At 41.0% G+C, this 21,056-nt stretch carries 13 protein-coding genes; 11 read left to right on the forward strand and 2 right to left on the reverse strand.

The genetic code is table 11. The annotated features are described in order from the left end of the window. The first annotated feature begins 28 nt into the window (after positions 1 to 28). The gene (locus H3T46_RS01360) at positions 29 to 8,929 is read left to right on the forward strand and encodes a hemagglutinin repeat-containing protein (RefSeq protein WP_232349955.1); all 8,901 of its coding nucleotides are present in this window, start codon (positions 29 to 31) and stop codon (positions 8,927 to 8,929) included. 1,052 nt (positions 8,930 to 9,981) lie between these two features. Here the strand turns inward: H3T46_RS01360 and H3T46_RS01365 are convergent. Then, the gene (locus H3T46_RS01365) at positions 9,982 to 10,206 is read right to left on the reverse strand and encodes a hypothetical protein (RefSeq protein WP_198197196.1); all 225 of its coding nucleotides are present in this window, start codon (positions 10,204 to 10,206) and stop codon (positions 9,982 to 9,984) included. A 62-nt stretch (positions 10,207 to 10,268) separates the two neighbouring features. Between H3T46_RS01365 and H3T46_RS01370 the strand changes: the two genes are divergently transcribed. The 5 genes from H3T46_RS01370 (at position 10,269) to H3T46_RS01390 (ending at position 15,448) form a co-directional block, all read left to right on the forward strand. Next, positions 10,269 to 10,487, forward strand: coding sequence for a hypothetical protein (locus H3T46_RS01370; RefSeq protein ID WP_198197197.1), 219 nt, complete (start codon positions 10,269 to 10,271; stop codon positions 10,485 to 10,487). After that, positions 10,442 to 13,456, forward strand: coding sequence for a hemagglutinin repeat-containing protein (locus H3T46_RS01375; RefSeq protein ID WP_198197198.1), 3,015 nt, complete (start codon positions 10,442 to 10,444; stop codon positions 13,454 to 13,456). Before H3T46_RS01370 ends, H3T46_RS01375 begins: the two co-directional genes overlap by 46 nt. Then, on the forward strand, positions 13,453 to 14,289 hold the full coding sequence (locus H3T46_RS01380) for a hypothetical protein (protein WP_198197199.1): 837 nt from the start codon (positions 13,453 to 13,455) through the stop codon (positions 14,287 to 14,289). The genes H3T46_RS01375 and H3T46_RS01380 overlap by 4 nt, the downstream gene beginning before the upstream one ends. A 68-nt stretch (positions 14,290 to 14,357) precedes the next feature. Further along, positions 14,358 to 14,612 carry a hypothetical protein gene (locus H3T46_RS01385; RefSeq protein WP_198197200.1) on the forward strand — a complete coding sequence of 85 codons (255 nt, stop codon included), beginning with the start codon at positions 14,358 to 14,360 and terminating at the stop codon, positions 14,610 to 14,612. Then, complete coding sequence (locus H3T46_RS01390; RefSeq protein WP_198197201.1) at positions 14,609 to 15,448, forward strand: hypothetical protein; 840 nt, start codon at positions 14,609 to 14,611, stop codon at positions 15,446 to 15,448. The genes H3T46_RS01385 and H3T46_RS01390 overlap by 4 nt, the downstream gene beginning before the upstream one ends. On the opposite strand, the gene H3T46_RS01395 is transcribed toward H3T46_RS01390, so the two are convergent. Further along, complete coding sequence (locus H3T46_RS01395) at positions 15,429 to 15,647, reverse strand: hypothetical protein (protein WP_198197202.1); 219 nt, start codon at positions 15,645 to 15,647, stop codon at positions 15,429 to 15,431. The two genes, H3T46_RS01390 and H3T46_RS01395, sit on opposite strands and share 20 nt — an antisense overlap. Here H3T46_RS01395 and H3T46_RS01400 point away from each other — a divergent pair. The 5 genes from H3T46_RS01400 to H3T46_RS01420 all read left to right on the forward strand — a co-directional run bounded on the left by H3T46_RS01400 (position 15,612) and on the right by H3T46_RS01420 (position 20,703). After that, entirely contained in the window at positions 15,612 to 18,002 is a 2,391-nt protein-coding gene (locus tag H3T46_RS01400) for a hemagglutinin repeat-containing protein (protein WP_370552770.1), read from the forward strand. The genes H3T46_RS01395 and H3T46_RS01400 overlap by 36 nt on opposite strands. Next, positions 17,995 to 18,339, forward strand: a complete 345-nt coding sequence (locus H3T46_RS01405) for a hypothetical protein (protein WP_198197204.1) — start codon at positions 17,995 to 17,997, stop codon at positions 18,337 to 18,339. Before H3T46_RS01400 ends, H3T46_RS01405 begins: the two co-directional genes overlap by 8 nt. Continuing rightward, positions 18,326 to 19,099, forward strand: a complete 774-nt coding sequence (locus tag H3T46_RS01410) for a hypothetical protein (protein ID WP_198197205.1) — start codon at positions 18,326 to 18,328, stop codon at positions 19,097 to 19,099. Before H3T46_RS01405 ends, H3T46_RS01410 begins: the two co-directional genes overlap by 14 nt. Before the next feature lie 112 nt (positions 19,100 to 19,211). Further along, the gene (locus H3T46_RS01415; protein ID WP_198197206.1) at positions 19,212 to 19,388 is read left to right on the forward strand and encodes a hypothetical protein; all 177 of its coding nucleotides are present in this window, start codon (positions 19,212 to 19,214) and stop codon (positions 19,386 to 19,388) included. A gap of 343 nt (positions 19,389 to 19,731) precedes the next feature. Beyond that, positions 19,732 to 20,703 carry a hypothetical protein gene (locus H3T46_RS01420; RefSeq protein ID WP_198197207.1) on the forward strand — a complete coding sequence of 324 codons (972 nt, stop codon included), beginning with the start codon at positions 19,732 to 19,734 and terminating at the stop codon, positions 20,701 to 20,703. The last annotated feature ends 353 nt before the right edge of the window (positions 20,704 to 21,056 follow it).

Below are 21,056 nucleotides of genomic sequence, written 5' to 3' on the forward strand. Positions count from 1 at the left end.
GAATAACAGGGATGCCTCCATTAGCAGCTTGAACGGGGATGGAACACTTGCCATCGCCAATAGCCTTCTCAATGCGGGAAGTCTTTACAGTTCTAAGGGTTATTTAACTTTATCGGCATCTTCTCTGTCCAATTCAGGTTCTATATTCGGTAAAACAGCAACGCAATTATTAATAGGCAATCTTTTAACTAATGAAGGTTCTCTTTCCGATACAGATAATACTTTAAATGGTGGAATGATCCAGTCAGAAGGTGACATTAACATTGCAGCAAATTCTCTTAATAATACAGGGATAATCAATGGATCAAAAGCGGTTACCCTGACACTGGGTGGAGATGTTATCAACCATTCTATGGGTCAATATTCAGGCGTAATTCAGTCTGGAAAGATCATGCAGCTGACGGCTAAAACCCTGCAAAATGACAATGGACAAATTTTAAGTGATGATAATTTACATTTAAATGTCTCTGACAAAATAAGTAATGGAGGATTTCTGCAAGCCAGTAAGGGATTAACGTTATCAACATCTTTTTTAGATAATTCAGGAAATATTCTGGCGCTAGATGGTGATTTGGCTATTATACCCTCACAACTTATCCCTACTTTGTCATCAATTACAAATACAGGCAAAATTCAGGCAAATGGTAATATAATAATCAATGCTGCTGCCTATCAAGGTGATGATATGGCTTTATTGACAGCACAAAAGCAAATTCACTCTACCTATACTGGTAATGTTGGTAATAATGGCCAGATTGCAGCAGGTTCTGGAATGGATTTAACTTCTAATTCCTTAATAAACGGAATTTCAGGATTGATTTATACCGATAATAATGATCTGAACCTGACTGTGATGGGGCAACAGGGATTATTTAATCTGGGAAATATTCAAACAAATGCTGTGGACAGTCATCTTTTACTAAATAGCCTAAACATGATTAATGAGGGCATCGTTTTTGCAAAAGGGAAAGCCACTTTAAAGGCTAATCAGCAGTTCATAAATCGGATTAACCAAGATCATGTTGGTCAAATTCTTGTTCAGGGAGGTGACCTGACGGTTTTCTCTTCAAAGTTTAACAATGCAGGAATCTTGATTGGTCATCAGAATTTACAGCTTATTGCCTCCGTTCTGGAAAATAACGGGTATGTATCTGCTGTTCGCTCATTAAATATCCAAACATCAGAGCGAACAGGTAATCAAACAACCCATTCTGGAATTTCCTTTAATAATGAAAAGCTTGCTTCTGGTTCATTAATTGGTGACACTGTTCAGATATCTTCACAGGTTATAGATAATGAAGGAGGATGGATCCAGGGAAAAGATACTGTCAATCTTATTGCCGACAGGATTGATAATAATCTTGATGGTGTCATTTTATCAACAAATGCGAATACAATATTGCAAGGAAGAGGATCGACTGTTCAGGAAAGTGTTCCAGTTAATATAATTGACAACAATCAGGGGAATATACAGGCTTTCAGTGATCTTTCAATTGCAGCTAAACAATTGAATAACAATAATGGTGTATTGACCAGTCAAAAAGGAAATATCCGTATCAATCAAGGATCTTCCGCTCTTGCGCTGGAACAGTTTTTAAATGAAAAAGGAACGGTTCAGTCTTTTGGTGATATTGATCTTGCTACCAATCATCTTGAAAATTCTGAAGAAAGCAAGATTCTTTCTAATGGATTATTATCACTTACAATTGGTTCTGATTTTGTAAATCAAGGGAATTTATGGGGTGGAAGAGGTATAAATCTGTCTGCATCTAACCTGGTTAACACTCAAAGCGGAATGATCAGTGCAGATCAAGGTTCTATTATTTTAAATATTCAGAAAGGATATTTGAAAAATCAAGGAATCGTTCAAAATACTGATACGTCAGGGAATATCTCTGTATTCGCCAATACGTTTGTGAATGATAATGGCAGAATATATTCCAATTCGGATATAAATTTACAAGCTGATTCTTTGTTATCAAATCAAAATAATGGAGAGATTACTGCCTATAAACAAGGAAATATAACGCTTTCTGCTTCCGCTTTAAATAATCAGGGGCTTATTCTTGCAGGAGGTCAACTTGTTGCTAATAGTTCGGCAGATATCAATAATCTTGAAAACGGTTATTTATATGGCTCTAAAGGTTTAGTTCTTAACTCCAATACGGCTATTCACAATCAAGCCCATGGTCAAATCGGATCAGACACAGGAACATTATCGCTTGTTGCGCCTCGTGTAACATTGGACAGATATGGGCAGGTTCTCACCTCAAATGGCACAGCAGATCTGATTGCTTTGCAAGCTCTAAATAATAAAGGATGGTTGCAAGCAAAACAAAATATCCAGATTTTTACACCATCTTTGGATAATTCTGAGGGAGTAATTATCAGTACAAATGGTGGCACGACGATTGCGCAAAATCAAAATGGAAACGGATTAAATGAATTAAACAATTACAAAGGAACTTTGCAAGCTGCAACAGGAATGAACCTTTATGCCAATAATATAAACAATCAGGGTGGAATGATAATAACGCAGCAAGCTACTGATGAAAATGTTAAAGGGAATATGGTTCTTGCTGCTAACCGGCAAAATCAGGCACTATCCTTTTTGAACCTGAATGAGAACGGTATTATACAATCTTCAGGTAATATAGATATGCACGTCCTAAGCAATGGACTTTCATCCACCGGCCAGATTCTTTCTGCTGCCGCACTGAATGCAACAATTGAAGGGGATTTAAAAAATAACAGTATTATCTTCGGGGCGTTAAGGGGAGCAAATGAAGGTGGTCTGGTTAATCTCGATATTCATGGAGATTATGAAGCCGGACAGGATGGTGGGATTACCTCTAATGGCGATATTCATGTCACGGCAAGAAACATCATAAATAATGGTGTCATATTGGCCATGAATGGATTGGTCTTGGATGGGACCTCGCTTCAAAACAATCAATCTGGATTATTAAGTAGCGGAAACAACCTGACAATCAACATTAAAGGCAATAATGGACAAAACACGCTGAATAATTATGGGGTTATCCAGTCGGATTTGGGATCTATCGCCATGGATGTTGATGGGGATATAATCAACAAGGGAGGGTTAATTCGTACACAGAGCGCCAATGGGGATATTGCAATCAAGGCCGCCTCTTTTACCAACAGCTATACCGGGAAACTTGTTACGGAAACAATTGACAGCACTACTATCTATGATAAAGCGATTAACGATGAAGGACAGGAAGGATACGGAAAATCCAACAAACAGATAGCCCTTGAGGAAGACTTAAATACAAGTGGCTGGGGTGGGGATAGCAATTTATACAAATATTTTTGGAAGGGTAATGTAAAAATGATCAAGGTTTACGCTCCCAAAGATATGTACAAAGCGGATGGGACCCCAGCAAGTGGTTATTTTTACATGTTTCTATCCCAAGGTAGGGGTAATCCAAAAGCCAGGATTGAGGTGACGGAAACTGGAACAAGAACAACCTTGAAAGGCAGTTCAGCCATTGTTACGGCCGGTCATGACTTGATCATTGAAACTTCCGGAAAGATTGTCAATGATGTAAGCCATTTGGAAGCGGGTCATGATATGACCCTGAATGCGTCATCCCTGGACAATATCGGGTATAAAGATGATATAACTTTTAAACTGGTATGTCACAATGGTAAACTTTGCCGATCCCTATATCCAAAAGATCCAGCCAATGCAGCCAATCCTCCTTACTCACATCCACCTCCATTAGATGGTAACAATAAAAATATTGCATATGTATGGGGGGATAGTTCATATAACCCCGGATTGAGCGGCACGATTATGGCAGGTGGAACCCTGATAGGGATAGTGGCCAATCAGGTTAATAACCGGACAATCAAGATACATGCATCTCCTGATGACTATGTCACGGTCAATCCAAGCCTTCCCTCGGGAAAACAATTGACATCTGTCCAGAGTGAAACGGGCAGAAACGGATTGAATGGGCCTGGAGAAGGTAATCTGGTCAATAATTCATCAAGTGGAAAAGGGGTAAACGGTCAAAACACCACGCTTCCAGGATATGGTGGGGTAGGCAATCCCGAGGGAATTGATCCGGGTTTGCATGTCCATCTTCCAGGTTTTAATTATCAGGGAGTTTCTGCAAGTGTTGACGATATACTCTCATCCATTGCCGGTGGACACGCTTTGTTCAGGCCTAATCCGGATATTAAGGGCAATGACACCGCCAGTATTGGTGAAATAACCGGTGGAAACATTCACAGTATCGATAACGGCAATATCATTAATAATAAAACGAATGGTAATATTAATATTAATGGTAACGGTAACAGCAATATTAATAGTAATAAAACAATTGGTAATATCAATGTTAATGGAAACAGTAATATTGACAATATCAGCAATAATGAAAGTCTTGCCAAACCCGGTACAGCCCCAGCCAAGGTAGGGCGGGCGGTAAATATAAACGATGCGGGCAAAATCAGTGAAGCTGCCACCCAGCAGGGTAAGGTCAATACAAGTGGCGTGCCGGAGGGATCAAGCTATCTTATTGAAACCCGCCCACAATATACATCCTTGCAGAAATTCTATGGGTCGCAATATCTGCTGGATCACCTGAATATTGCCGGCTCATATATGTTCCTGGGGGATGCAGGGTTTGACAGCAACTATATACAGCAGCAATATCTTCAGGCCACAGGGCACAGCTTTGTCGGTGGAACCTATAACAATGCCGCTGATATGATGAAGGAACTCCTCGACAATGCGACCGATGAGGCCGACCAGCACGGGTTCAAATTCGGCACCGCCTTGACAAAGGAGCAACAGGCCTCACTTGCGAAGGATATTGTCTGGTATGTTCCCGCGCTGGTTGATGGCAGACAGGTACTGGTTCCCCAGCTGTATCTTTCACCAAAAACCGCGGTGATATCCGGCGCTGCCATCGTGGGCAAGGATGTCGGCATCCAGGCCGGCTCCATTCTCAATTCCGGCCTGATGGAGGGGACACACTCGATCGCGCTCACCAGCACACATGGCAACATCATCAATGATGGCGGAACCATAAGGGGCGGGGACATGTCCCTTAATGCCCAGAACGGCTCGATCATCAACCGCGACACGATCAACAACTATCTTGTTGAGGGGGGAACGTCCTCCTATCTTGGTTCACAGGGAAAGATCCTTGCCTCTGGAACCATGGGGATCAAGGCGAGTGACAGCATCATCAGCCGAGGTGGAAGCATCCAGTCCGGATCCGATATGGCGATGCAGGCCGGTTCGATCGATATCGGTGCGGCACAGCTGAATGCCGCCGCCTCCAGCGCCAGTTACGGAAAGCATGAAATGCTGGCCTTTAACGGTAACCAGAACAAGAACTATGGAACCATGGTCAGTGCCGGTAGAAACGCCATCCTGCAATCCACAAGGGGTGACCTGAACCTTGCGGGCAGCACCCTGAATGTCGGGGGTGATGCAGCCCTGTCATCCGCGGGAAATATCGGACTGAACGCCGTCACGGACAAGGGCCTCACCGATGTTAGGGGACATAAATCAGGTGCATTCAATTCAAGTTCGTTCGAGGATAAGAGAAATTATTCTGAAGCAATCAGCAGTAATGTCATTGCCAATGGAAATATTAGCATGGGTGCAACCCATGATATTAACACTGCTGGTTCGGTCATTTTATCAGGAGAAAACACAACTCTTGCTGCAGGTCATGATGTAAATCTTGGAACTGTTACCAATACCGTATATTCTTATGCCGAACATAAAAGTTCTGGGTTATTGCAAAAGGAAAATCTTAAGGATATTCCTCAACAAAGTGAAGAAATAGGAACTCTTGTTGGGGCAGGAAAAAACATCAGTATTTCTGCAGGTCATGATCTGAATGTAGCTGGTACAGTTACAGGCAAGGAAGACGTTAATCTTGTTGCCGGTAATAATATAGCCACCACCGCACTTAAGGATACGACAAGCAATTATCATCATGAAAGCAAGTCTGGATTGGGGGCAAGTTTCAACGGGGGTATGGCATCAATTGGCTATCACTCAATGAAGCAGACAGATACCAGCAAAACAGTTCATTGGACACCAAGTGAAATCAGTGCTGGTCATGACTTGAATCTTGTATCTGGGGGATCATCAACCTTTACGGGAACTGATTTAAGTGCTGGCAATGATCTTAACATCAGTGGATCATCAGTAAATTTCAATACAGTGAACAATACAGTAGAAGAAACGCATAAAAGATCATCGGTATTTGCGGGCTTAAGTGTAGGATTGTCCGGGGATTCGGCGGCTGGCCAAGCGGCTCGTTCAGGACAGTCAGCCTCTGACATGCACGGCAAGGGTAGTGCGGCTGGCAGAACCCTGAATGCGATGCAGGGCGGATATGTAGTTGGCAATGCCCTTGCAACGAATGGAAACAGCACTGGAGGAGGTTTGATCTCTGGAACTGCAGCACTTGGATTTAATGTTGGCAAATCATACAGCGAATATTCACAAAGCAATGTGGTTGGATCCTCAGCTGTTGCCGGTAATGAACTCAATGTTGTGGCTCGTGGGGATAACAGGGCGGATGTTCATAATGGTGATTTAACTGCAACGGCAGCCCATCTTGCCGGTAATAACGTATCCCTGACTGGCAATGATGTAATATTGCAATCTGGCTGGGACACGACGCATGAATATAGCAAAAGTCACAGTTATGGAGGAGGGGCTGGTATAGAGATAGGTAGTGCAGGATTATCACTTGGTGCCAATGGTCAGGGATCCTCCCAACATGCCCAGGGGAATAGCTTGACATCAGTGAACACCACGGTTACAGCCTCCAATGATGTAAAAATCAATGCTTCTGGCAAAACGACGATCAACGGTGCGACGGTATCTGGCGATCATGTCGGTGTCAATACAGGCAATCTTGATGTTGTAACCCCTCAGGACATCTCTCATTATAAGAGCAACTCGAGCCAGGCCGGAGCCAGCATCAAAATACCACTTGGTGCGGGATCAGCTGCTGGAGGTGTCAGCTATGGCAATCAAAAGATCAGGGATAATTATCAAAGCACAGGAAAACAGCTTTCTGGCATTTACGCTGGCAAAGAAGGGGTGGATATCCATGTTGGGGATACAACGCATCTAAAGGCGGGTGTAATCAGCAGCACGGCAGCCCAGTCCAAAAACCATTTTGATACAGGAAGACTGGTCGCTGAAAGTGAAAGCAATCAATCCAGATGGAAAGCGACGGCTACAGGAGGCGGATTAAGCCTTGGAGGTGCAGGACTTGGAGGAAGCTTGGGTCCCCTTGGCTATATTGGCAGCAATATTGCCGCAAATTCTGGTCTGATCAGCGGAACGCAGAGAAAACATGCTGAACAAAGCATCAGTCAGTCAGCCATATCAGATAACATAACGGTACATGCCGGTAGTGTGACCGGCCAGTATGCCACCAGCGTGGATGAGGCAAATGGTCATATAAAGAATCGGTTTGATGCGAACAGGCTTGCCAATGAATTGCAAAACAGCCAGACGGGAATGCAGCTTGTTGGTGAGGTGATGGGACAGGTGTCTGACAGGCTGGACAATAGCGGTGTATGGGGTTTTGACGAGACGAATGCAAAAAATAATATCGGACGTATTCTAATTGAATCCGGAGGAAGTGCCGCCATTGCCGCTGTCACTGGTGGAAACGCAGGAGCGGCTGTTGCAAGTACAGTTGCCGGTAAGGTGGCCGGAAGTATTGTTGGCAATAAACTTGGGGAATATCTGGGCTATCATTATGGTGACAATGCTGTAACAGAAACAATAGGCAATTTGTTGACCAATGCAGCCTCTACGGGGGCGGGAGCGGCAGCAGGCAGTGCAGTTGGAGGTGCCACGGAAGCATTAAACGGGGCATCTATTGCATCCTTAATAAATGAATATAATGATACGGCATGGGGAGTGGTCAAAAAAGCTATACAAAAAGGAGGATATGAAAAACTGGTTCAGACAATGGAGGAAAAGGAAATTGCCGACCATGCGGCAGATGGGTATGTGCATGGTTTTCCAGAAAAAAGCAGGGGATATTATGATGCAAATGGAAAAATCAATAAGGATGCTCTGCCACCTGACGAATATCATGTTCCCACGGATGAGGAGTTGAGAAAGATGGGAATAGATGGTCAGGATGGTTTGAGCAAAATGTTGTATCATCCCAAAAATCCGGAAACTGGAAAATCAACAAATTTAGAATCAGTTATGTATCTGCCTAATGATCCTGATAATCCGTTGACTCCGCCTATGATAATCTTTAAAGGTACAACAAATATGTGGGAAGGAATTGAGGATTTTACACAAGGATTGGGACTTGGTTCGCCAGAATATAGTGCGGCTCAAAATATAGGTAAAGAATTCAATCAAATATACCAGAATATAGGTGGTAGATCACCGATACTTGCTGGAAATTCACTTGGTGGAGGATTGGCAAATGCGGCAGGTGAAGCGTCAGGATTAAGTTCAGTGACATCGAATGCTGCAGGATTAAATGACATTACAGTAAATGATCCGTTATTTCATGCATCATACAATACCTATGTTAAGGGAGAGTTTTTACATTTATTTCAAGATGGATCAAATTATATTATAAATAATGGGATAAGTGGTGTTTCAGCACCAATACAAGCGGCAAATATCATTTCAGAACTTCTTACAAACACTAAAGCAATCGATACTACAGTTAATATTCCTCCTCATTCACCGATCAATGATCCCATAACAGGAACTAAAACAGAATATATTTCAGCTGTGCCAGAAGATCAGGGTGTCTTGTATCCCTATAACATCTTGAATTCTGGTGGATTGCATTTTGCCACAGTTGTACATAGGGCAACCAACCATGAATATTATAAGACCAAAGATCAATTGTCTCATAATGTTAATCACAAGTAAGGGTAAAATGTAATACTATTATGCAAAAAATTGAAAAATTCCAATTAATAAACTATTTAATATTAAGTAAAATTATTATAAATTTTTTTATTTTATATCTTTTATTAAGATGTAATAATCCATTTTTTTTTAAATCAGAATATATTATTAATATTTTATATATAAGATTATTAATAATAATATATATCATTCTAAGTCTAATATTTAATATTTTTTTATTAAAAAAAAATTATTTAAACTATAAACCATATATTTTATTAGAATTATATACAGTAATATATTTAATTATTTTTTTTATAATTAAAAATATATTTAATTTTTTTATATATTCAATAATATTTCCATTTTCATTAATATCGTTACTTATGTGGGCATCAGACGTTTATCATCATTCCATTTTTATTGTTTTAGGATTAGCAATATCATTATTGATTATGTGGATATATACAATTATTATAGTTCCAATTTGTATTTATAAAATTATAAAAATATTTATAAATGAAAATATATTAAATAAAAAATAATATTATGTTAATATTCTCTAAAAAAAATATCAATAAAAAACTTGTTATAAAATTATTTGTAAATATAATAACTTTATTAAGTTTAATATTAATTAATGTGATATCGATAATTAATGAGAATAATCTCATAATTAATATTAATTATATAAGAATTTATATAATAGTATTTATTGAGTTAAGTTTATTGCTTGATTTTTATATATCAAGAAATTTTAATAATTGTTTACCTTTTATATTACTTGATATTTATGCATTATTATTATTATTAATTTTTTTCTTTGTAAAAGATGTATTTTTTTGTCTTTTATTTATTATTTTTTTTCCATTTACAATAATATTAATTTTTTTTCTCACACATTCAATATTATTTCAATTCTATTTATATTTATTATTAATATTTATGTGTATATATACATATGTAATTATTCCGATTTGTATTCGCAAATTTTTAAAACTCTATAAAAATAATTAATTGTTTAATTAAAATTCTTTTAATTAAAAAAAATAGTTTAACAGCTAGACGGGAATTCAAATTGTTAATGAAATGATGGAACAGGCCTCACTTGCGAAGGATATTGTCTGGTATGTTCCCGCGCTGGTTGATGGCAGACAGGTGCTGGTTCCCCAGCTGTATCTTTCACCAAAAACCGCGGTGATATCCGGCGCTGCCATCGTGGGCAAGGATGTCGGCATCCAGGCCGGCTCCATTCTCAATTCCGGCCTGATGGAGGGGACACACTCGATCGCGCTCACCAGCACACATGGCAACATCATCAATGATGGCGGAACCATAAGGGGCGGGGACATGTCCCTTAATGCCCAGAACGGCTCGATCATCAACCGCGACACGATCAACAACTATCTTGTTGAGGGGGGAACGTCCTCCTATCTTGGTTCACAGGGAAAGATCCTTGCCTCTGGAACCATGGGGATCAAGGCGAGTGACAGCATCATCAGCCGAGGTGGAAGCATCCAGTCCGGATCCGATATGGCGATGCAGGCCGGTTCGATCGATATCGGTGCGGCACAGCTGAATGCCGCCGCCTCCAGCGCCAGTTACGGAAAGCATGAAATGCTGGCCTTTAACGGTAACCAGAACAAGAACTATGGAACCATGGTCAGTGCCGGTAGAAACGCCATCCTGCAATCCACAAGGGGTGACCTGAACCTTGCGGGCAGCACCCTGAATGTCGGGGGTGATGCAGCCCTGTCATCCGCGGGAAATATCGGACTGAACGCCGTCACGGACAAGGGCCTCACCGATGTTAGGGGACATAAATCAGGTGCATTCAATTCAAGTTCGTTCGAGGAAAAAAGAGCCTATACCAATGATATTGGATCGGCTGTCATTGCGGGTGGACAAATTGGTATCTCTGCGAAAAACGATGTTAGCCTGGCAGGGGCTATCGCGTCCAAAAATGATGTTAATATCAACGCTGGCGGCAATATAACCGAGAACGCGCTAAACTATTCCAACGATACATATGATTATCACCAGACGAAGAAGTTCGGTTTCTTCACGAACGAGGCGCAATTGAGCGTGCAAATTGGCCAAAAGAACGTCACTGATAAAAAATCGACATCCAATTCCCTGCATACGGCCAGTGACATTATCTCAACCGAGGGTAATGTCAACCTGAATGCAGGCAAGGATATCAATATCAACGGTTCCAATGTTATTGCGGGAAGGGATATCAATATGTCCGGAGATTCAGTGAATTTCAATGCGGTCCAGGATGTTTTCAAGGGTGACCAGAAACATAAGGACAGCTTTACGGGGATAGGCCTGAGTGCGAGTGGCCTTCTGGCGAACCTTGCGAAGACGGGCTTTGCGGCGGCCAACACGACGGATGAGAGAATGGAGGCGCTAAACGCCGCGGACATGGCGAGCCAGGGTCTCAACGCGGGATTGGGTAAAAGCGGGATCCTGACGGGAGCGTTTGCCCATGGAGCGGCGACAGCCGTTGACTACAACCTGATAGGGATCACGGCGACCTTCACGCATTCATCGAATAAGAGTCACATGACGTCGACGACGATCACGGATACCGGATCGACCATAAAGGCTGGAGAGAGAGTGAGTGTGAATGCGGTGAAGGATATCAATGCCACGGCCAGCAGTATCAGCGGGAACGACGTGATATTCAACGCGGGCCGGGATATCAGCCTGGATGCGGGATACAGAACCAGTCGAAGCAAGACGACCAGTTCCGGGAACAGGGAGGATATAGGGGCGAATGCCAATGTGGGAGCGCACGGGTTCGCGTTTGGAGCGAGAGGTGATGCATCGGTGAGCTGGGGCAAAACCACGACCTATGGCAGGACGGCCATTGACACGGTCGTGAATGGAACAAACTCGGTCACCATCAATAATGAAAACGGCAGGCTCGCCCTCAATGGGGCGCAGATTGTCAACAAAAATCCCGATGTGAAAAACGGGGATGGAACAATCACCAGGGGAACACCCAGCAACGGTTCCATCACCATCAACACAGGCAGCATGTCCATTGCAACGCCGCAGAATGTCAACAGGTATCACAGCAACAACAAGACGGTTGGCATGGAGTTCAGCACACCCCTTAGCGACTATCACAATTTTGGTGAGGGAAATCAGCAGGCAAGTAATGGGTCTAATGATAAAACTTCTTTAGTAAATAAAGGTGATAGCTCAGAAAAACCTCTTAAACTTAATAAGCCTGACACGCCCTACACTAACGTTGATCTCTTTGGGGACATACGTGTCATTGACAATGATTACGCGTCAACAGAAAAGGAGATGTCCGGGATTTATGCCGGCACGGGAGGGCTGAATGTCAATGTGAGGGGGGACACGACCCTGACAGCCGGCGCCATCACCAGTGCAGCCGATGCCTCCAGAAACCAGATCACCACAGGAAGCCTGCAGGGCAATTCAGTCAGGAACCATTCGATATGGAGCGGTTTCGATATCCAGATGAAACAAAATCTTGATACCAAATACGCTATAGATACGGTTGGCACGGTTGAGGGTGGTACTGAAGTTATAAGTATTCCAGGGAACATACTCGGGAAAGGAACAGGCACGAGGATATCGGGCAACAGCATTGTTCACAACAAGCATTCAACGACTGAATCCGTGATCGGGGACAATATCGCCGTGAACGCGGGCAGCGTGAACGGTCATTTCTCGCATGATATCAACGAGGCCAACGGCTATATGGAGGACAAGTTCAATCCTGGCAAGATCAACAATGATTTCAATCTCCAGAACAAGGCGACAGAGGTCATGAACAAGTATGGCAACATGATTGTCGACACGGTTGTCAGTGCGAACAAGCGTGCGGAGAACGTGAAAAACGAAGAGGACAAACTGGATCTCAATCATGCGCTTTCAGAAATCGGCCTGAATAAGAAACCTGATGAATCCCTGATCAATGGCGCGAACGCCACGGCGATAGTCGGGGCCGCGTCCTCGATTGGCGGGGCGATCATGGGGGGTGGCAATGTCGGGCCAACGGCAGCGGGTGCAGCGGGTGGATTGGCTGGCAACATCATCTATAACCACTTTTTCCCTGATGGTCCTTTCGGAAAGGATATAAATCCCCTAGATCCTAAAAATAATGTTCAAGGAGGTAAAACAACGAATAAAAATGAAAAATATTATACAAAAGAAACATCCAATAATGTGTCAAAACAACAAACACAAAATATAAATGGACATAATATAAAATACGATGACACGACGGACATAAACAAGATAGCCAGCGGCATGATCCATACCGGTATCATTGGCGGTGCGAGTGCGATTACCGGCATCATGGGTGGCAGTGACAATCTCAATGGCACCAACACAGCCATTGACGCCATCACGGGTGGCCTGACAGGTCTTGCCCAGAATGCACCCAAAATTGAGAAGGGCAAAAACAAGGGCAAAAAGCCGGCCGGTAAAGCGGGGTCGAAACCCAAAGCCGGACAGGCTGACGGGAACCCGGAACGGACTGAAAAGAAAGGGGATACAAAATGAGACTTTATTCTTTGGCAAGTTTAATGATGCTGTGTTTATCTCTAACCGCCTGTACCGACAAGTTTTACATTCCTATATGGAATGAGAAGGGGACTGCGAAACCCCTTTCCAAAACGGATGATGTAATCAGGGTCGTTGTATCGGATAGACTTAAAAAATATATAGTTAAAGCACGAAGTGATGATCCCGATTGGTTGGATGGGTCAAAATTAGGGGCTTATATTGGTATGGCTAAACTTGATACGGAAGAAAGATTGCAGGCTTTGGGATATCAGTTAACAGATACACACTATATAGAAAATGATATTGGTAAATCAAAAAAAATAGACTGGATTGATAGCCAGGGTAATAGACAGTATGCCATGACACATGGAGGAAAACCAACCGTATTTGCATTGGTTGATTCTCAGGTGGCAGATACTTATAAAAAAGAATTGATATCTGAAGTTCCCTATTCAAGTGATCCAAGCACAGGTGCGACCACCATGTGGACAAATCATGTCGATGAAGTCACCATAAATAGAATAGTTTATGGAATTAAACTGGTAAGACCCATTGGTAAAGACAATCCCCTTTACCAATGCAACAATTCTTCTTTAAGCACTGATTTTTGCACTTATCCTGACAGTTATTGGGATGATAAATCTCATTATGAAACAATTTTTTATGGTGTAGGTACGATGACCACGACTGCACGGGATCCAGATTATATCGAAAACCATTTGACCTCATCGGTATTGTATCAATATCCAAACTTGCTGGGTAAAAAACGTGTAATTCAAATCAGCCAGCCTTTCTTCCAGGTAACCAAAGTCACTGATACTCCCCAATAAGTTTATAAAGCATTCTTCTTTCTTATGGATACGATGACACGACGGACATAAACAAGATAGCCAGCGGCATGATCCATACCGGGATCATTGGCGGTGCGAGTGCGATTACCGGCATCACGAGTGGCAGTGACAATCTCAATGGTACCAACACAGCCATTGACGCCATCACGGGTGGCCTGACAGGACTTGCCCAGAATGCACCCAAGGTCGAGAAGGGTAAAAACAAAGGCAAAAAGCCGGCCGGTAAAGCGGGACCGAAACCCAAAGCCGAACAGGCTGACAGAAACCCGGAACGGACTGAAAAGAAAGGGGATACAAAATGAGACTTTATTCTTTGGCAAGTTTAATGATGCTGTGTTTATCTCTAACAGCTTGTATCGACAAGTTTTACATTCCTATCTGGAATAGGAAGGGAGATGCGAAACCCATCTCCAAAACGGATGATGTAATCAGGGTCGTAGTATCGGATAGACTTAAAAAATATGTTGCCAAGGCAAGAAGTGATGATCCTGACGGATATGAAAATGGAATGAAGTTGGCTGATTTGATTGGTATGGCAAAACTTGATACGGAAGAGAGATTGCAAGATTTAGGCTATCAGTTAACTGATACAGGCCTTCATTCTGGTGATAGTGGAAAATCTAAAAAAATAGACTGGATTGATAGCCAGGGTAATGAAAGACAGGCCATGACACATGGAGGAAAGCCAACCGTATATGCAATGGTAGATTCAAGAGTTCTGGATACCTATACACAAAGATTCATATCTGACGAACCATATTCAAGTGATCCAAGCACAGGTGCAACCACCATGTGGACAAATCATGTCGATGAAGTCACCATGAATAAAATAGTTTATGGAATTAAACTGGTAAGACCCATTGGTAAAGACAATCCCCTTTATCAATGCAACAATTCCTCTTTGAGTACTAATTTTTGCACTTTTCCTGAGGGATATTGGGAAGATGATACACGTTATAAAACAATTTTCTATGGGGTAGGTACAACGACCACAAATTCTCCTAGTCCTGGTTATATAGAACACCATTTGACCTCATCAGTATTGTATCAATATCCCAACTTGCTGGGTAAAAAACGTATTCATCAGATCAGCCAGCCTTTTTTTCAGGTCACCAAAGTTACTGATACTCCCCAATAAGTTTATAAAGCATTCTTCTTTCTTTTGGATATGACAATACGACGGACATAGACAAGATACCCAGCGGCATGATCCATACCGGGATCATTGGCGGTGCGAGTGCGATTACCGGCATCATGGGTACAGTGACAATCTCAATGGCACCAATACAGCCATTGACGCCATCACGGACAAGGGCCTCACCGATGTTAGGGGACATAAATCAGGTGCCTTCAATTCAAGTTCGTTCGAGGATAAGCATGCATATTCAAAAGAAATGGGATCAAATATTTTGTCAGGTGGTGAGACAAATTTATTTGCAAACAAAGATGTGAATATTGCAGGAATTATTGAATCCACTCGGGATATCAATATTGATGCGGGGAATAACATTACTGAAAATGCATTAAAATCCACAACAGATGATTATACTTATCATCATGTCAACAAGACTGGTTTCTTTAGCAATCCAAGCGGAATGAGTGTACAAGTAGGTAATAAAAAAATTACTGATCAAAACCGTAATTCCTCAACTCTCTGGCAAGGATCAATGATAAATTCAACTGAGGGTAGTGTTAACGCAAATGCTGCAAAAGACATCAATGTTAATGGGTCAATGATATATGCAAACAAAGATATCAATATGTCTGGAGATACAGTGAACTTTAATACTGTTCAGAATATTGTAAAAGGGGATCAAAAACACAAGGACAGCTTTACAGGGCTAACAGCAGGGGTTGACACAAAATCCGTAGCCGGAGGTATGGCGGGTTTGGGACTGGCTGCAGCCAATTCTACCAGTAAGACAACAATATTAACTAATGGTATTAAAGCTGGTTATGCCGGTATAGATACCGGTTTGGGTAAAGCAGGGATCAAAGATCAAGCCATTAAAGGCAATATGACTCCCCAAGAAATAGACAAAATTAATAAAGCGAATAAAAATAACAGTTCAGCTGCAAATTATAATTTGGTTGGTGCATATGCCTCGATTGGTCATTCCTCCAACAAATCTCATCTGACAACGGAATCAACCAGGGATACGGGATCAGTTGTATCGGCAGGTGGAAAAGTTAGCATCAATGCAAAAAATGATATTAATGCCACGGCGGCAACGATTAATGGCAATGACGTGATATTCAATGCCGGCAGGGATATCAACCTGAATGCAGGTCATGCCACTGACAGAGCCAAAAGGAAAACATCAAGCAAATCTTTTGGTGTAGGGGTCACAGCTGATATCGGTATGGGGGGCGGAAGCGCAATGATCAACGCCAATATGGCATTGAGCGGTAGCAATATGCATTCTTCCAGCACGACCGCAATCGATACGATTGTGAATGGACAACATTCCGTAATTATTAATAATAAAAACGGCAGCCTGAATTTAAATGGTGCGCATATCACCAATAAAATTCCTACAGAAGAAGGTTCAATTCTTGATGGAAAAACCTCCAGTGGATCCATAGCAATCAATACGGGAAGCATGAACATAACCACACCGCAAAACCGTAACAGGTATGACAGTGATTCGAAATCACTTGGAATGCAGGCCGGGATACCCCTTGCGGGTTTTGGTTTGGCTGGAGGCAGCTCTCCTGACATACCTGAATCCCAAGATACAATCACGGGTGGTGTCAAGGATATTCACAACAATTATCTCTCAACGGAAAAGCATGTTTCTGGAATTGAGGCTGGCAGCGGGGGACTTGATATCAATGTTGGTGGAACGACCACCATCAATGGTGGGGCGATTACTAGCACTGCAGATGTCTCGAAGAATGTCATCAATACAGACAGGTTGGTTGGCAACAGTCTTGATAACCATTCGATTTGGAGCGGACTTAATGTCAATGGAACCGAAACGCTCAAGAGCCAGTATACGGTTGCCGGTGTAGCCACTGACGAGAAAGAAAACAATCTATTGCCCGGCAATGTTTTGAACAAGGTTGTTGGTCCCGGCTTTACGGGTAATATTACCACACATAATGAGCATTCTAAGACGGAAGCGGCCATAGGGGACAATATAACCATCAATGCGGGATCAATTACGGGCACTATCTCACGTGATCCAGATGCAGCCAATGGTTATCTTGCTGATCGGTTTGATGCAAATAAAATTGACAGCAATTTCAAGAAACAGAATGAAATTACGCAGACGATCAACACCATATCGGATGCTATTATCAACACGGTATACAATGACAAGAAACCCAACCGGGACAATCATGCGCAGTCAGGGAACGCCCTTAAGCCCAATGGCGGCAAGGGAACGAATGTAACGGCCACCCCATCTGGTGAAATCAGTGACAGGGACATAATGAAGATGGGGGCTTCTGGAATTGCCTCTATTACAGGGGCTGCGCTTGGGGGCGGGGATGTTGGCGCAACGGTTGCGGGTGTTGCCGCGGCTGATGCTGTCAATACAGAGCTGCCAAATATCGGTCAGGTAATTGCTGACAAAATCGCTCCTCCAATGGAAAATCCTCTCAAGCCAATTAATAAAGAAAATAATAATAAACAGCAAAAAGGTGATGTTAATCTTCAAAAAAAATCTTGGAACATCCATGGGTAAGAATAAACAAGGAATAACATCGCAAAAGAATCCGACATATGATGAGACGAATGATTTAAACAAGCTGATTGCGGGCATGACGCAGAACGTGATAGTTGGGGGATCTGGAGCACTGGCGGGTATTGCGACCTCTGGCGACAACATGTCCCTTGACGCGACAGCGGGTGGCCTGACGGCATTGAAACAGAATGCACCAAATATAAGCAATCCGGACCTCAAACATGTGAAAAAGCCCCGTGACCAGGATGGCAGGTCCAGAAATCCGCTAAAACCCATGACCAGTTCACAGGGACAGAAAGCCTCTTCACAAAAAGGAAACCAGAATGACAAAATCTAACTATCTTTACGGATTTGGACTATGCTTGCTTCTTTCAGCCTGTGGACCAGGGAAGTATTATTCACCTGTAAATAATAGACTGGGCACAGCCAGCCCTCTATCCAAAACAAATGATGTCATCGCCGTCCTTGTGCCATACAAAATTCAAGAAATGGTTAAAAAGGCACGAAGCGATGATAAGGATTGGTTGACGTATGATCAAGCTGCTTTATATGAAGGTGCTGCCAAAATATATACAGAAGATCGTCTGAAGGAATTGGGATATAGGGTTGTCAATGATGGGTTGCATCCAAAGAATGATGGTCATCCAAATGTCATTGCCTTGATAGATACAAATAGAGACACGACAAAGGATGATACGGTTGTGAGAACCTATCAAACCCCTCTATTCACTGATACCAATGGAAATCCCGAGTTGTGGAAAACAAACGCGGATGTGTTTACCTATAAATATGTCGACTATAAAGTTAGACTGGTCAGACCAGTAGGAAAGGATAACAGTCTTTTAAAGTGTCTAGTTACGGATTTAAGTGCAAAATTTTGTTTAGCTCCGGAACATCCATCCAACTATGAAACGATATTTGAAGGCTTTGGGTCAATCAACACGGAAGCAAATAGCGCATCTTATATTCTTGATCATTTAACAGCGGCAGTATGGCATAATTATCCAGACATGATTGGACAGTATAAGGTTTATCTCATCAATCAGGAACATCCTGAAATTGTTAAGGTGGAGGCAAACATTAACAAGAAGAAATAGACACGGCAGTGGTTTCCCTTGGGTGATTTAAACAGGCTGACTGCGGGCATGACGTAGATGATAATTGAATTTAACATATGGTTATCACCAGGCGAAAAAATTCGGTTTTTTCATGAACGAGGCGCAATTGAGCGTACAAATTGGCCAAAAGAACGACACTGAAAAAAAATCGACATCCAATTCCCTGCATACGGCCAGTGACATTATATCAACCGAGGGTAATGTCAACCTGAATGCAGGGAAGATGAAAAAAAGTAAAAGCATAAGATTTGTTCATTATTTTAAATAATTAAAATCATATCCTATAATGTAAAAAACTTTATTAAATAAATGATTAAAAAAATTTTTAAATTTTTTATTTATAAAAATACTTTTTATTTCTTGTGTACTATTAAACTTAATTAAATCAGAGTTTTTAACAATTAATAAATATTTGATTAATAATAGTAATATAGGTTTCTTTTACGATGTTAGTGGTATATTTTTATTAAATTGATATGGTACGTGTATTTAAAAAATTATTTGTGACAATATGCTTAATTAATGTTTCGCGCTTTTTGTACATAAAATTTCATTAATTAAACATTATTTTTAAATTAATTTATTTTTATAATTTTCTTGGGTTGAATTAAATGACTTTAAAGGGAATATTGCAGGTTTTTACAAGCCTCATATTGATAATTAAAGGTTTTGAATTATCTAACATTCATGCAGAAGATAAAACCAAAATATCTCAAAACAATGCACTTAATAAAACTTCAAAATTAAATTTTGGTTCAAATAATAGTTCTGTTTCAGGACAGGTTATATTTGATCCACTAGGATATGAAGGTGGTGTTGCATTAGGAACTGTTCAAGGTAAAAATATTAAACTAGGGATAGTAGTTGATAAAAATAATTATATCATTTTCAAATCCTCAATTAGTAGTCCGATTTTAACAGCAGCAGCAGGGTATATTGACAGTGAGAAAAGAGTAACGGGACAAGGTACTATGCAAACATGGAATATGTTCTATCCTGGAAATGCACATACTGAATTTACTAATATTGATCCTCTTGGAGATAGAGGAGGATTTGATTTTTATGATATTAAAACTAGAGATACTATCAATACGAAAGACCCTGAAAATTCTGAGGATATTCAAAAAACTCAACCTATATTTCGTGTTGGAAAGACTGAAACTTTTTTTGATGTAAAACCTACCATGAAAAAAGGGGTAAGTATTTCATCCTCATTACCTGTTTCATTTCCGACTGGTAGTTTGGATGGAAATAACCAGACTGTTTATATGTTTTATAACCCTTACAATTCTAATAAACAACGTGAAATTAGTGAAAGTGAAAGCAATCGAATTGGTTATAATCAAACTTTAGATAAGGACACTTTTTATTTTACTAATTTACGGTATGGAAATAAATATAAATTTGATGGAAATGTTGATGTAACAGAAATGATTACTGCAAAGAAAATAAAAATTTCACTTTCCACTCCATCTTCATCATCTGAAAATTGTAGTGCTGGTGAATTTAAAGACGATACAAATTATCACTATGTGTGTGTTGCTACGAACAAATGGAAACGGGTTGCATTATCTGATTTTTAAATCTAATTATAAATATATAATATTACATATTTATTCGTTATATAATGATTAGATAGTTCATCTATTGCTATTAAGGAATAATATGACCATTTGAAAACTTTTATTTTTTAATATCGACATTCTATAAAAGATATATAAATAAAATTTATTTGTTTTTTAATGGTCAATTTTCATAAATCCAAAACTCCTTTTTATCTAAATTGTAGACCGTGATTTTTAAATATTTATTGTCAAATAAATATTATAAATAAGTTTATTTTTATAATTTAAATTTTTTCATTTTCTATTTCATGTTGTAAAGGTGAGTGTGAATGCGGTGAAGGATATCAAAGCCACGGCCAGCAGTATCAGCG

Origin of the sequence: Commensalibacter sp. M0133, assembly GCF_016101485.1 — a bacterium.
Classification (GTDB): domain Bacteria; phylum Pseudomonadota; class Alphaproteobacteria; order Acetobacterales; family Acetobacteraceae; genus Commensalibacter; species Commensalibacter melissae.

What these genes read in the sequence shown, in the direction of transcription:
- H3T46_RS01370 (WP_198197197.1), top strand. Translation starts at nt 10,269, where the DNA reads ATGCCCAGAACGGCTCGATCATCAACCGCGACACGATCAACAACTATC.
- H3T46_RS01375 (WP_198197198.1), top strand. Translation starts at nt 10,442, where the DNA reads ATGGCGATGCAGGCCGGTTCGATCGATATCGGTGCGGCACAGCTGAAT.
- H3T46_RS01380 (WP_198197199.1), top strand. Translation starts at nt 13,453, where the DNA reads ATGAGACTTTATTCTTTGGCAAGTTTAATGATGCTGTGTTTATCTCTA.
- H3T46_RS01385 (WP_198197200.1), top strand. Translation starts at nt 14,358, where the DNA reads ATGATCCATACCGGGATCATTGGCGGTGCGAGTGCGATTACCGGCATC.
- H3T46_RS01390 (WP_198197201.1), top strand. Translation starts at nt 14,609, where the DNA reads ATGAGACTTTATTCTTTGGCAAGTTTAATGATGCTGTGTTTATCTCTA.
- H3T46_RS01395 (WP_198197202.1), bottom strand. Translation starts at nt 15,647, where the DNA reads ATGTCCCCTAACATCGGTGAGGCCCTTGTCCGTGATGGCGTCAATGGC.
- H3T46_RS01405 (WP_198197204.1), top strand. Translation starts at nt 17,995, where the DNA reads ATGGGTAAGAATAAACAAGGAATAACATCGCAAAAGAATCCGACATAT.
- H3T46_RS01410 (WP_198197205.1), top strand. Translation starts at nt 18,326, where the DNA reads ATGACAAAATCTAACTATCTTTACGGATTTGGACTATGCTTGCTTCTT.
- H3T46_RS01415 (WP_198197206.1), top strand. Translation starts at nt 19,212, where the DNA reads ATGAACGAGGCGCAATTGAGCGTACAAATTGGCCAAAAGAACGACACT.
- H3T46_RS01420 (WP_198197207.1), top strand. Translation starts at nt 19,732, where the DNA reads ATGACTTTAAAGGGAATATTGCAGGTTTTTACAAGCCTCATATTGATA.